General features: G+C 64.2%; 11 protein-coding genes. 4 read left to right on the forward strand and 7 right to left on the reverse strand.

Annotated elements, in window-relative coordinates:
• Positions 1-88 precede the first annotated feature (88 nt).
• On the reverse strand, positions 89-1,282 hold the full coding sequence (locus tag DPM33_RS15540; protein WP_112098309.1) for an HlyD family secretion protein: 1,194 nt from the start codon (positions 1,280-1,282) through the stop codon (positions 89-91).
• A 134-nt stretch (positions 1,283-1,416) separates the two neighbouring features.
• Between DPM33_RS15540 and DPM33_RS15545 the strand changes: the two genes are divergently transcribed.
• Positions 1,417-2,115 (forward strand): TetR/AcrR family transcriptional regulator, encoded by a 699-nt coding sequence (locus DPM33_RS15545; RefSeq protein WP_112098310.1) that lies wholly within the window; start codon positions 1,417-1,419, stop codon positions 2,113-2,115.
• 212 nt (positions 2,116-2,327) lie between these two features.
• Positions 2,328-4,799 carry a DNA translocase FtsK gene (locus DPM33_RS15550; protein ID WP_425373515.1) on the forward strand — a complete coding sequence of 824 codons (2,472 nt, stop codon included), beginning with the start codon at positions 2,328-2,330 and terminating at the stop codon, positions 4,797-4,799.
• A gap of 131 nt (positions 4,800-4,930) precedes the next feature.
• Here DPM33_RS15550 and yihA read toward each other — a convergent pair whose 3' ends face one another.
• From yihA to DPM33_RS15565, 3 genes are all read right to left on the reverse strand, one after another.
• Positions 4,931-5,602 (reverse strand): ribosome biogenesis GTP-binding protein YihA/YsxC, encoded by a 672-nt coding sequence (gene yihA / locus DPM33_RS15555; RefSeq protein ID WP_167449086.1) that lies wholly within the window; start codon positions 5,600-5,602, stop codon positions 4,931-4,933.
• The gene (locus tag DPM33_RS15560) at positions 5,599-6,237 is read right to left on the reverse strand and encodes a CatB-related O-acetyltransferase (protein ID WP_112098312.1); all 639 of its coding nucleotides are present in this window, start codon (positions 6,235-6,237) and stop codon (positions 5,599-5,601) included. The genes yihA and DPM33_RS15560 overlap by 4 nt, the downstream gene beginning before the upstream one ends.
• Positions 6,238-6,333: 96 nt before the next feature.
• Complete coding sequence (locus tag DPM33_RS15565) at positions 6,334-6,648, reverse strand: hypothetical protein (RefSeq protein WP_112098313.1); 315 nt, start codon at positions 6,646-6,648, stop codon at positions 6,334-6,336.
• 291 nt (positions 6,649-6,939) lie between these two features.
• On the opposite strand from DPM33_RS15565, the gene DPM33_RS15570 reads away from it, so the two are divergent.
• Complete coding sequence (locus DPM33_RS15570) at positions 6,940-8,232, forward strand: HlyD family secretion protein (RefSeq protein ID WP_112098314.1); 1,293 nt, start codon at positions 6,940-6,942, stop codon at positions 8,230-8,232.
• On the forward strand, positions 8,229-9,773 hold the full coding sequence (locus DPM33_RS15575; RefSeq protein ID WP_112098315.1) for a DHA2 family efflux MFS transporter permease subunit: 1,545 nt from the start codon (positions 8,229-8,231) through the stop codon (positions 9,771-9,773). Before DPM33_RS15570 ends, DPM33_RS15575 begins: the two co-directional genes overlap by 4 nt.
• A gap of 596 nt (positions 9,774-10,369) precedes the next feature.
• On the opposite strand, the gene yidC is transcribed toward DPM33_RS15575, so the two are convergent.
• From yidC to rpmH, 3 genes are read right to left on the reverse strand one after another with little or no spacing between them, the layout of a single operon-like run.
• Positions 10,370-12,187 (reverse strand): membrane protein insertase YidC, encoded by a 1,818-nt coding sequence (gene yidC, locus DPM33_RS15580; protein WP_112098316.1) that lies wholly within the window; start codon positions 12,185-12,187, stop codon positions 10,370-10,372.
• 14 nt (positions 12,188-12,201) lie between these two features.
• Positions 12,202-12,555: a ribonuclease P protein component gene (rnpA, locus tag DPM33_RS15585; protein WP_112098317.1), complete on the reverse strand. Its 354-nt coding sequence runs from the start codon at positions 12,553-12,555 to the stop codon at positions 12,202-12,204.
• A 16-nt stretch (positions 12,556-12,571) separates the two neighbouring features.
• On the reverse strand, positions 12,572-12,706 hold the full coding sequence (gene rpmH / locus DPM33_RS15590) for a 50S ribosomal protein L34 (RefSeq protein WP_008833937.1): 135 nt from the start codon (positions 12,704-12,706) through the stop codon (positions 12,572-12,574).
• Between the last annotated feature and the right edge of the window lie 59 nt (positions 12,707-12,765).

Consider the following 12,765-nt stretch of genomic DNA (forward strand, 5'->3'; position numbering starts at 1 on the left):
CAAAACAGATATTTGGAGCGGGTCTGCCGCTTTGAAGCAGGCTGGGCGGCTCGGCGCTCAAATGGCCACCGAACCGCCCCCCGATCGCTTAGTTGGTCGTCGAGGCCGGCGCGGTGCGGCTGTCGACCGCGACGACGACGCTCAGGCCCGCGCGCAGCTTGCCGGTTTTCAGCACGTCGGCCGGGACGTCGATGCGCACGGGCACGCGCTGCACAACCTTGGTGAAGTTGCCGGTGGCGTTTTCCGGCGGCAGCAGCGAGAACACCGCGCCCGAAGCCGGCGCCAGCGAAGAGACGGTGCCTTCGAACGTCTGGCCGTCGATCGCGTCCACCGTGATGCGCACCTTCTCGCCGGCCACCATGTGGCCAAGCTGCGTCTCCTTGAAGTTGCCGACGATGTAGAGCTTGTCCATCGGCACGACGACGGCGAGCTTCTGTCCAGGGCTGACGAGGTCGCCCTGTTCCACAGAGCGGTTGCCGACGACGCCGTCATAGGGCGCCTTCAGCACGGTGAAGGACAGGTCGCGCTGGGCCTTGTCGCGGGTAAGCTGCAGCGAGGCCAAAGTGCTGGCCGATTCCGCGCGCTGGGCTTCCAGCACGCCGATATTGGCCTGCGCCGCGGCGATCTGCGCGTCGGCGCCGACGAGCGCCGCCTTGGCCTGGTCGAGCGCGGTCTGGGCGTCGTCGAGCTGAGCCTGCGTGCCGACATGCGTCTTGAGCAGCTGCGCTGCACGATCCTGGGCGCGCGCCGCATTGTCGGCGGCGGCCTGGTCGGCGACCTTCGAGGCCTGGGCCTGCTGCAGCGAGGCCTGCGCGGCCTTGGTCTGCGCGTCGATGCGGTCGAGCGTCTTGGCCAGCGTCGCGATCTGCGCTTCGGCCTGGGCGACGGCAATCTTGTAGTCGCCATTGTCGATGGCGAACAGCGGATCGCCGGCCTTGACCTGTTGGTTCTCGCTCACCAGCACCTTGTCGATATAGCCGGATATTTTCGGCGACACGAACGACATATCGGCCTGGACATAGGCGTCGTCGGTGGAGATCATGAACCGACCGTCGGTCCAGTAGTTATAGCCATACCAGGAACCGGCGCCGAGGAGGGCAAGGCCGATGATCGGCAGAAGGAACGAGCGGACGGAGCGCTTCTTCTTCGCGGGCGCCTCGGCCGCGGGCGGCGCAACAGGGGTGACCGGCTGTACAGGGACTTCCGGCGCTTCGGTCGAGGGCTGGACCTTGGCGTTGGGAAACGTGCGGACTTCGGCGGTGGCGGGCGCGTTCGAGGACATGGTGATCTCTCTAGGATTGTCAGTCAGACTGAACCGTTCGGTTCGAATTGGTGATTGACATAGCGCGGAAACAGGACCATATCAAGAGGAAATCGAACCGGGCGGTTCGAAATATTTTCTGAGGAACGACTTCCATGGTCGAAGCGACAGCCGACAGCGATCTGCTCGACTTACGCAAGGGCCGTCCGGCCGCCGGGCAGGACCCGGTCAAGCGGGCTCAGATCATAGAAGGCGCGCGCCGCGTCTTCATAGACAAGGGCTTTGAAGCCGCCTCGATGAACGACATTACGCGCGAGGCCGGCGTCTCCAAGGGCACGATCTACGTCTATTTCGAAAACAAGGAAGAGTTGTTCGAGGCTCTCATCGAGGAAGAGCGCGGCACCATCTTCAAGAACATGTATGAGGTGCTCGACCACTTCGACGACCTGCGCAACACGCTGGTGAAGTTCGGCATGGGGCTGTCGGCCAAGATCACCTCGGCCAAGGTGATCCAGGCCCAGCGCACCGTGGTTGGCGCCGCCGACCGGATTCCCGAGCTTGGCGCGCGCTTCTACGAGCGCGGCCCGAAGCGTGGCCACGACAGGGTGATGGCTTTCCTCGACGAGGCCGTCCAACGCGGCCTGCTGCAGATCGACGATGTCGACCTTGCCGCCTATCAGTTCACCGAGCTCTGCCTTGCAGGCCTGTTCCGCCAGTGCATCTTTTCCTACCGCACCAAGGCGCCGAGCACTTCTGAGATCGAGCACATCGTGACCTCCGGCGTCGATGTGTTCCTCAAGGCTTACGCCACGGAAAAATTTCTCGCCGAGGAACGGGCTTCGGCATCGGCCTGACCATTCCGGCACGCGAAGTCCGTAGCGCATGGCGCAAGCCTGAGAATTCGCGCCCCGCGACCTGAAAACTCCGACGATGCCGCGGCTGGCACGCATGCCGTGAAGAGCCCTCCGTCGACCTCATTCAAACGTCATCCGGCAGAGCTTTCGGAAGGACCTGTTAACCATCGCTTTCTATGTCTCGGGACACGTTCAATCGGCGAGTCTCGAGTATGACATCCATGCGCTTTCCCCGTGCCAATCATTCCGGCGATTCCGCCTACGGCAACGACGACGATCACCGCGCGGATGTCGAGCGCCGCGGCGGAGTTCCGCAAGCGCAGGCGGGGCGGGTTGTCGCGTTGCGCGTTGCGCCGGCAAGCGAATCGGATGCCGCCCAGGGCGCATCGTTCGATTCGGCCGATGGCGGCGAATTCGGCCGTCCGGCCTGGCAGAATTATTTCTTCCTGGCCCCGAACGTGCGCTTCACCCGCACGCCCGACACCGACCTATCCAGGCGAACCGCCCCGCAGGCGGAAGATGCCGCGCAGAACAAGGCGCCCGTCCGCGAACCTGTCCGCCCCGCGCCGCCGGCCCCGGCGGCAACCAATCCAGTCCGGCCGGTTCCCGCCGCTCGCGCCGCCGCGCCGGCACCAACCAAACCGCTTCGCGCAGCTCCCGCAGTCGCTGCTGTTGCCCCCGCCGCTCCGGTTGCGCCGCCCCAGGCTGCTGCTGCTCCGGCGCCAAAACCGCGCCCGTCCGGGCTGCGCTGGTCCTATCTCTCGGACCATGCCTTTTTCGAGTTCGGCATGCCCTTCCTCGCCGAGCGTCTGGCGCGGGCGCGCCTGAACGAAGCGGGACAGGCGCCCGCCGCCTCGGCGCAGCCCGTCCAGCCGATGCCGGCGGATCATCCGGTTGCTCTGCCAATGCAGCCCCGTGCCGCCTACCTGGGTGAAGCGACGTCGTTTTACCGGGTCATCGAATGGCGCTCCAACACATCGGACGCAACCCCTGCTTCGACGCCGGTGCCGGCTGCGGCCCCCGCCCAACCGATGCCTGCAGAGCCCATGCCGATTTCAACCCCGGCAAGCGCAAGGAAAGCCAGGCAGGTGCCCTCCCTGGCCATCGCCGGCGAAGTCGTGCCGCTGCCGGCGTCCGTCGGCTACGAACTCCCGTCCGAGGAACTGCTGCAGCTACCGCCGGAAGGCCAGGGCTTCTACATGTCGCAGGAGCGAATGGAGCAGAATGCCGACCTGCTGGAAAGCGTGCTGGAGGATTTCGGCGTCAAGGGCGAGATCATCCATGTCCGCCCCGGTCCGGTCGTCACGCTCTACGAGTTCGAACCGGCGCCGGGCGTGAAATCCAGCCGCGTCATCGGTCTCGCCGACGACATCGCCCGTTCCATGTCGGCAATCTCGGCGCGCGTCGCCGTGGTGCCGGGTCGCAATGTCATCGGCATCGAGCTGCCCAACGAAACACGCGAGACGGTCTATTTCCGCGAGCTGATCGGATCGGCCGGCTTCCGCAACACCTCCTGCAAGCTGGCGCTCGGCCTCGGCAAGACGATCGGCGGCGAACCGGTGATCGCCGAACTTGCCAAGATGCCCCACTTGCTGGTGGCGGGCACCACCGGCTCCGGCAAGTCGGTCGCCATCAACACCATGATCCTGTCGTTGCTCTACCGGATGAAGCCGGAGGAATGCCGCCTCATCATGGTCGATCCAAAAATGCTGGAACTCTCCGTCTATGACGGCATCCCGCATCTGCTTACGCCGGTCGTCACCGATCCGAAGAAGGCGGTGACCGCACTCAAATGGGCGGTGCGCGAGATGGAGGACCGTTATCGCAAGATGGCGCGCCTCGGCGTGCGCAACATCGACGGCTACAACCAGCGCGCGGCCGGCGCTCGTGACAAGGGCGAGGTCGTGACCATGCAGGTGCAGGTGGGCTTCGAGAAGGGCACGGGCGAACCGCTGTTCGAGGAACGCGTCATCGACCTCGCGCCGATGCCCTATATCGTCATCATCGTCGACGAGATGGCCGACCTGATGATGGTGGCCGGCAAGGAGATCGAAGGCGCCATCCAGCGGCTGGCGCAGATGGCGCGCGCCGCCGGCATCCATCTGATCATGGCCACGCAGCGCCCGTCGGTCGACGTGATCACCGGCACCATCAAGGCCAATTTCCCAACCCGCATCTCCTTTCAGGTGACGTCCAAGATCGACAGCCGCACCATCCTCGGCGAGCAGGGCGCCGAGCAGCTGCTCGGCCAGGGCGACATGCTGCACATGGCCGGCGGCGGTCGCATTTCGCGCGTGCACGGTCCCTTCGTTTCCGATCTGGAGGTCGAGCATGTCGTGGCGCATCTGAAGGCGCAAGGGCGTCCCGAATATCTCGACACCGTTACCGCCGACGAGGAGGAGACTGACGAGGCGGCCGACACCGGTCCGGTCTTCGACAAGAGCGCGATCGCCGAGGAAGATGGCGATGCCCTCTATGAGGAGGCGATCAAGGTGGTCAAGCGCGACAAGAAATGCTCGACCTCCTACATCCAGCGCCGCCTCGGCGTCGGCTACAACCGCGCCGCCTCGCTGGTCGAGCGCATGGAAAAGGAAGGCCTGGTCGGCGCGCCCAACCATGTCGGCAAGCGCGAGATCCTCACCGGCCGGCGCGACCGCGAGCCCGAACGCGAAGAGACGGATTGATCCCTGACGGATCGGTCCCGGCGGGCGGCCCTAGAGCAATTCCAGGAAAAGTGTGTAACGGTTTTCCGTCCGGAATTGCGCAAAACAAAGAGATAGAGCGGTTCGCCGTTTCCGCGAAACGGTGAAACGCTCTAGCCGCCGTTCGCTACCAGGGCGATCGCCGCGCGCAATTCGTCCAGCCCCGCGGCTTTCTCCGACGAGGTGGCGAGCACCACCGGAAACGCCGCCGGCCGCTTCTTGATCTTTGCCAGCGTCTCCTCGATCAGCCTCGGCACGCCGGCGGCCTTGATCTTGTCGGTCTTGGTCAGCACCACCTGGTAGGACACCGCCGCCTTGTCGAGCAGCGTCAGCACTTCCTCGTCCTTGGCCTTGATGCCGTGGCGGGCGTCGATCAGCACATAGACGCGTTTCAGCGTCACGCGGCCCTGCAGATATTCGTAGATGAGTTTCGTCCACTCATCGACCTTGTCTTTCGGCGCGCTGGCATAGCCGTAGCCCGGCATGTCGACCAGCGCCATCGGCGGCAGGTCGGCGCCTTCGCCGGAAAACCCGTCCGGCACGAAATAGTTGAGCTCCTGCGTGCGGCCAGGCGTGTTCGATGTACGCGCCAGCCCCTTGTGGCCGACCAGCGCGTTGATCAGCGACGACTTGCCGACATTGGAGCGGCCGGCAAAGGCGATCTCAGGCGGGCCTTCCGGCGGCAGGAATTTCATCGACGGCACGCCGCGGATGAAGATCCAGCCGCGGGTGAACAGTTCGGGGCTTATCGCCGTGTCGTTCGTGGTCTTGTCGGGCGCGCTCAAGCCGCAGCCTCCAGCTTTGAGATGTCGGCGCCGCGAATGGCGTTGAGGTTGCGGCTGATCTTGTCGACCGGCCAGTCCCACCAGGCCGCCTTCAACAGCCGCCGCACCGTGAATTCGTCGAAGCGCATCTTCACCACCTTGGCCGCATTGCCGGCGACGATCGCATAAGGCGGCACGTCGCGCGTGACAACCGATTTCGCGGCTATGATGGCGCCGTGGCCGATCTTGACGCCTGGCATGATCACCGCGTCCATGCCGATCCACACGTCATTGCCCAGCACGGTGTCGCCACGGATCTCCTTCGACCAGGTTTTGGGATCGAAACCTTCCTCCCAGCCATTGCCGAAGATGTTGAACGGATAGGTCGAGAAGCCGGACATGGCGTGGTTGGCGCCGTTCATGATGAAGCGCGCGCCCTCGGCGATGGCGCAGAACTTGCCGATGATCAACTTGTCGCCGATGAACGGATAATGATGCAGCACGCATTTCTCGGCGAATTTGTCGGGACCGTCGGGGTCGTCGTAGTAGGTGAAGTCGCCGATCTCGATGTTGGGCGCGTTCACCAGCCCCTTCAGGAAGCCGACGCGCGGATGCATCGCGATCGGATGCTTGATGTCGGGGTTGGGTCCGGTCATCGCGGTCCCTCCATGGTTTTCGCAGGCAGCTTCGGGCGCGGACGGCGATGCCCGCGCGCGATCAAACTAACGTGATCCGGCTGTGGCACCAACCGTTCAGTGGCTGCCGCGGCAGATCACGATCGGATTGGAAAGGGCGCTGTCGAAACCGCTGCCCTGATAGACTTGCACGTTCGACGCGCCGGGCGGCAGCGAGAAGCTTCCCTCGACGATTTTCTGGTCGCCGGCCATCGTGTGCAGAGCCCAGCTGAAGGTGCAGAATTGCGGCGGCGCCTTGGGTTGCACGTGGCTGCAATTGAGCTGCGCGCCGCCCAGCATCGCCGCCCCGCCGCAGCTCACCGCCTCCGCCGCGGCAGCCGGCAAAGCGTATCCCGTGAGCAGCGCCAGCATGGTGATCTTGAGCCGGTTCATCGTCTTGTCCTTGCCCTGAACCCGGCCGCTCCGGCTTGGGTTCTGGCCTATGCGATATTTTTACCAAGCGCCTTAGGCGGTCTTGCGCTGCGCGTCCAGCAGGATTATGTGCATGATGATAATAAGCATGCTCACGAAAGCTTGTCCGCCGACTCCGAAGTCTTCCCATGCCCTCCTCACTCAATATCAGCTTCGTGCTGCACGACGTTGCGCGCCTTTTCGCCAAGCGCTTGATCGAATCCAATCTGCTCGAAGCCCGAGCCCAGCCGGTCACTGACCGGGAGAAAGTCCATGTCTGAATCAACCTCATCCAGAAAGCCCGCCGACGACGACGATGCCGGCGAAAGAGTGAGCGACCAGGTCATCCGCCTGGACAGCCAGCGCGAGCAAAGGCGCGGCAATCCGCCAGTGGTCGAGGATGACGCGCTGGAAGCGCCGGTCGCTCCGGAGCCGGCAACGCTGGAAGCACCCTCGGCCCAGCCGAAACCGGCCGCCGTCATCATTGCCCCGCCGGCTCCCGCAAAACCGCGCCGCGGCCTGACGCGGCCGATCCTGTTCGCGCTGCTCCCGGTTGCGCTGGTGGCCGGCGGCTATTACTACGTCATCGGCGGCCAGGTCATGACCACCGACAATGCCTATATCCAGGCGCAGTCGCTCGGAGTTTCCACCGACGTCTCCGGCACCGTCGATGAGATCGACGTGCACGACAACCAGGCGGTGAAGAAGGGCGACGTGCTGTTCCGGCTGCGGCCCGCCTCCTTCGAGACGGCGCTCGGCGGTGCCGAGGCGCAGCTCGGCACCGTACGCAACCAGGTGCTGACCCTGCAGGCGAGCTACCAGCAGTCGCTGGCATCGATCGACCAGGCTGAGGCCGACATCCCCTATTACGAGTCCGCCTTCCAGCGTCAGCAGGACCTGCTCAAGACCTCGACGGCGTCCAAGGCGACTTTCGACGGCGCCCAGCATGACCTCGTCGCCGCCCGCCGGAAGGTGACCGTCGCCAAGGCGCAGGCGCAGGCGATGCTCGCCCAGCTCGGCGGCGACGCCAGCCAGCCGGTTGAGAAGAACCCGTTCTACCTGCAGGCCCAGTCGGCGGTTGACGATGCTCAGCGAAACCTCGACGACTCCGTCGTCAAGGCGCCGTTCGACGGCGTCGTCACCAATGTCGATGCATTGCAGGTCGGCAAGTATCTGCCGGCCTCGCAGCCGGCCTTCAGCCTGGTGTCGTCGACCGATATCTGGATCGCTGCAGAGCCGAAGGAAACCGAGCTCACCTATGTGCGTCCCGGCCAGAAGGCGACGATCAGCATCGACGGCTATCCGGGCGAGGTCTGGCACGGCACGGTCGGTTCGATCAGCCCGGCTTCGTCGTCCAGCTTCTCGCTGCTGCCGGCGCAGAACACTAGCGGAAACTGGGTCAAGGTCGTGCAGCGCATCCCGATGCGCGTGACGATCGATGATCCGCAAGGCAAGCCGCCGCTGCGCGGCGGCATGAGCGCGGTCGTCAGCATCGACACCGGCCATGCGCGCGGCCTGCCCGACTTCGTCACGGAACTGCTCGAGCGTTTCGGGCAAAAGTCATGACCGCTGCTTCCGCGACAGGCGCGCCCGTGGTCGCCAATCGCGGCGCCATCACCGCTTGCGTGATCCTGGCGGTCATCATGCAGGCGCTGGACACCACCATCGCCAATGTGGCGCTGCCTTATATTCAGGGCAGCGTCTCGGCGAGCGCCGACCAGATCAACTGGGTGCTCACCTCCTATATCGTCGCCGCCGCCGTGATGACGCCGCCGTCCGGCTATCTCGCCAACCGCTTCGGCCGCAAGCGCATCCTGCTGGTGGCGATCACCGGCTTCGTCGTCGCATCGGTGCTCTGCGGCTTCGCGCAGTCGCTGCCGCAGATCGTCGGCTTCCGCCTGTTGCAGGGCCTGTTTGGCGCAGCCCTCGTGCCGCTGTCGCAGTCGATCCTGCTCGACATCTACAGCGTCGAGGAGCGCGGCTCGGCGATGGCGCTGTTCGGCGTCTCGGTCATGGTCGGCCCGGTGCTCGGCCCGGTCATCGGCGGCTGGCTGACCGAAAACGTGTCCTGGCGCTGGGTGTTCTACATCAACGTGCCGATCGGCATGCTGGCCTTCGCCGGCGTCTCGATGTTCGTCCAGGAAACCAAGCTCGACCTTAAGGCCAGGCTCGACTGGCTTGGCTTCGGCATGCTCAGCCTCGCCATCGCCTCGCTGCAGATGTTCCTCGACCGTGGCGAGCAGCTAAACTGGTTCTCCTCGGCCGAGATCATCGTCGAGGCGCTGGTCTGCGCGTCGGCCTTCTACATCTTCATCGTCCACACCTTCACCGCGCGCGACACCTTCGTGAACCCGCGGCTGTTCCTCGACCGCAACTTCGCCGTCGGCATGATCTTCATCTTCATCATAGGCATCACCTATCTCGCCTCGCTGGCGCTGATGACGCCCTATCTGCAGACGCTGATGGGCTATCCGGTGGTGACGGCCGGCATCGTCATGGGGCCGCGCGGCCTCGGCACCATGGCCTGCATGTTTCTGGTCGGCCGTCTCGTCGGCAAGGTCGACACGCGTTGGCTGCTGTTCATCGGCCTCGCGATCACCGCCTGGGCGATGTACGACATGACCGGCTGGACGCCCGACGTCTCGCAATGGACGATCATCAGCACCGGTTTCATCCAGGGCGCCGGCCTGGGCTTCCTGTTCGTGCCGCTCACCACCATCACCTTCGCCACGCTGGCGCCGGAGCGGCGCTCGGAAGGCACCGGTCTCTACAATCTGTCGCGCAACATCGGCTCCAGCGTCGGCATCTCGGTGGTCACCGCGCTGCTGACGCAGAACCAGCAGATCAATCACGCCAACATCGCCACCTATGTGACGCCCTACAATCCGGCGTTCGCCGATCCGGCGATCTCGCAGGCGCTGAGCCCCTACACAGCCGCCGGCCGCGCCGCGCTCGACGGCCTGGTCACGCTGCAGGCGACCATCATCAGCTATGTCGACGACTTCAAGCTGATGATGGTCCTGTCTTTAGCCGCCATCCCGCTTGTGCTTCTGCTGCGCAAGCCCGGCACGCCGGCCAAGGTCGATCACAGCGCTGTCATGGAATGAAAGACCGGGGTCCCGCCCGCGGGACCCCGGCCTGCCGGACGACCTCCCAAACACCGGCGTCGCTGCGCCGGAAGCCATCCGACCTTTTGAGGAGGACTGGATTCTATACGAAGCGAGCCGGCGCGGAGTTTCAGGAACTCCTGACAATTTGCCGATAATTATTCCCGTCGCCGGCGGATCGAGCGGGCAATCACGTATGGGTCTATCGGCGAAGGCCAACGCAACGCCGCCGACCAAGGCTTGCCGGTTATCTGAACTCAGAAAGCTATACGCGATCGCCTTGTCCAAATGGCGCCGACGTTGGAGATAGGCCGAGCCCCCCGTGACGTCGTCATCCTCGGGCTTGACCCGAGGATCCATTCCGTGACCTTTGCCGCAGAGTGTGGCAGTGCAGAATTCTGTAACCGTTGCAACGCTTTAGCGTAGCGGCATGGATTCTAGGGTCTGCGCGCGTCGCTTCGCTCCTTGCTCCGCCCTAGAATGACGACCGGGAAGAGGGACACGGCCAATCGCGAAGGTTGGCGCTGTCCCGTCGGCATCTCCGACGAAAAACCCCGGCCATTGGCCGGGGTTCGTTTTGGAAGATCGAGACCCGGCTATTCCGCCGGCGATGGTTTCTTGCGGAACAGTGCCGCCAGATTGTCCCACAATTCGATCTTGGCGCCCTGGCGCTTCATGATCACGCCCTGCTGCAGGATCGACAGCGTGTTGTTCCAGGCCCAGTAGATGACCAGGCCGGCCGGGAAGCTGCCCATCATGAAGGTGAAGATCACCGGCATCCAAGTGAAGACCGCCGCCTGCGTCGGATCCGGCGGCGCTGGGTTCATGCGCATCTGCAGGAACATGGTGATGCCCATCACCACCGCCCAGGCGCCCATGTGCGGCAGGAAGGCGGGCGCCGCGAACGGCAGCAGGCCGAACAGGTTGAAGATCGAGGTCGGATCGGGCGCCGCAAGGTCGTGGATCCAGCCGAAGAACGGCGCGTGCCGCATCTCGATGGTGATGTAGAGCACCTTGTAGAGCGAGAAGAAGACCGGGATCTGCAGCGCCACCGGCCAGCAGCCGGCGAGCGGATTGATCTTCTCGGTCTTGTAGAGCTCCATCATCGCCTGCTGCTGCTTCATCTTGTCGTCCGCGTATTTCTCGCGGATCTCGACCATCTTCGGCTGCACCTTCTTCATGTTCGCCATCGAGGCATAGGACTTGTTGGCGAGCGGGAAGAACAGGGCCTTGACGATGACGGTGGTGGCGAGGATCGCCAGGCCGAAATTGCCGAAGAATTTGTAGAGCGTGTCGATGAGCCAGAACATCGGCTTGGTGATGAAGTAGAACCAGCCCCAGTCGATCAACAGGTTGAACTGGCGAATGTGACGGTCAGCCTCATAAGCGTTGATCTTGGCGACTTCCTTGGCGCCGGCGAAAATCTCTGTCTCGACGGTCGCGGACTGGCCGGCCTCGATGTTGATCGGGTCGGTCAGGAAGTCCGACTGGTAGCGATGGCGTCCGTCCTCGAAATAGGCGTAGCGCGGCTGGAAGGACTGCTTCTCGGTCGGCACCATCGTCACCGCCCAGTATTTGTCGGTGATGCCGAGCCAGCCGTCGGTCGACTTGCCGGGCTTGACTTCCTTGTCCTTTTCGATGGCCGCGTATTTGTACTCGGCCAGCCCCTCGGTGCCGGTGACGCCGATCAGGCCTTCATGCAGCACATAGGTGCTGGCGACGGCCGGCTTGTCGTAGCGCGTGACGCGCCCGTAGTTGAACAGGCTGACGGCGGCGCTTCCAGAATTCTGCACCGTGTCTGAAACGGTGAACATGTAATCATTATCGACCGAGATGGTGCGCTTGAAGGTCAGGCCCTTGTCGTTGGTGTAGGTCAGCGTCACCGGCGTCGACGCGGTCAGCGTCGGATTGCCTTCGACGCTCCACACCGTGTCCGAGCTTGGCACCGCGCCTGTCTTGTCGGTGGCGACGAACCCGATCTCGGCGAAATAGCCGGTGGGCAGCGCCTGCGGGTTGAGAAGCTGGATCTCGGGCGAGTTCTTGTCGACCGTCTCGGTGTAATGCTTGAGCTTCAGGTCATCGAGGCGCGCGCCGGTCAGGTTGATCGAACCCTCGAGGCTCGGCGTATCGATCTTGACGCGCTTGGTCGCGGCAACAGCCTGGTCGCGGCTGGCCGCCGTCACCGTGTCGCCGCCGGGCGCGCTCGGGATCGCCCCAGCGATGGGAGCCGGTGTTGCGGCCGCGCCAGGATTGGTGCCCTGCGCTTCCTTCTTCTGCGCTTCGACGCGCTGCTGCTCGACGCGGGCCTGCTCGCGCTGCTGCTCCATCTTCGGGTTCATGTAGAACACCTGCCAGAGGGTCAGGATCAGCACCGACAGCGCGATGGTGATGAAGAAATTGCGGTTGTTTTCCATCGAGAGCCCTTGGCCTATCGTGTTCCGCGCAGCCGGCGGGAAAGCTCGGCCTTCAACTGGCCGAACGGTATGGCAAGCACGTCTTCACGCCCGACGATGACATAGTCATTGCCCGGCGCCATGTCATCGGCGGCATGAACGCGCACGGCTTCCCGCAGCCGCCGCCGGACGCGGTTGCGCACCACGGCGTTGCCGACCTTCTTGGTCACGGTGTAGCCGACGCGCGGCGCAGAAGCGTCGCCGCGGTCGAGAACTTCAACGAGAAAAAGCCGTCCGCGGCGTTTCTCGCCGCCGCGCACAGCCAGGAAATCCGCGCGTTTCAGAAGCCGCCCGGGGCTGTTCCCCTTTGGCTTGCCGGTTGCGGGCAACGATCTCGTCTTTCGTTCAGGCGCTGAGCCGCTTGCGGCCGCGGTTGCGGCGAGCTGCGACGACGCCGCGACCACCCTTGGTGGCCATGCGGGCACGGAAACCATGCCGGCGCTTACGGACGAGCTTGGACGGTTGGTATGTACGCTTCATTTGTTTTAATACCGCGGGGTGCGGCCCTTCTTGATTCTGTCACTCTGTAACAGGAGCTT

This window comes from Mesorhizobium hawassense, from assembly GCF_003289945.1.
Lineage (GTDB): Bacteria > Pseudomonadota > Alphaproteobacteria > Rhizobiales > Rhizobiaceae > Mesorhizobium > Mesorhizobium hawassense.

Bases quoted from the DNA above. Each gene is read 5' to 3' on its own strand.
- DPM33_RS15560 (WP_112098312.1), bottom strand. From the start codon at position 6,237: ATGACCGGACCCAACCCCGACATCAAGCATCCGATCGCGATGCATCCG.
- DPM33_RS15540 (WP_112098309.1), bottom strand. From the start codon at position 1,282: ATGTCCTCGAACGCGCCCGCCACCGCCGAAGTCCGCACGTTTCCCAAC.
- DPM33_RS15545 (WP_112098310.1), top strand. From the start codon at position 1,417: ATGGTCGAAGCGACAGCCGACAGCGATCTGCTCGACTTACGCAAGGGC.
- DPM33_RS15575 (WP_112098315.1), top strand. From the start codon at position 8,229: ATGACCGCTGCTTCCGCGACAGGCGCGCCCGTGGTCGCCAATCGCGGC.
- DPM33_RS15550 (WP_425373515.1), top strand. From the start codon at position 2,328: ATGACATCCATGCGCTTTCCCCGTGCCAATCATTCCGGCGATTCCGCC.
- DPM33_RS15570 (WP_112098314.1), top strand. From the start codon at position 6,940: ATGTCTGAATCAACCTCATCCAGAAAGCCCGCCGACGACGACGATGCC.
- DPM33_RS15565 (WP_112098313.1), bottom strand. From the start codon at position 6,648: ATGAACCGGCTCAAGATCACCATGCTGGCGCTGCTCACGGGATACGCT.
- rpmH (WP_008833937.1), bottom strand. From the start codon at position 12,706: ATGAAGCGTACATACCAACCGTCCAAGCTCGTCCGTAAGCGCCGGCAT.
- yidC (WP_112098316.1), bottom strand. From the start codon at position 12,187: ATGGAAAACAACCGCAATTTCTTCATCACCATCGCGCTGTCGGTGCTG.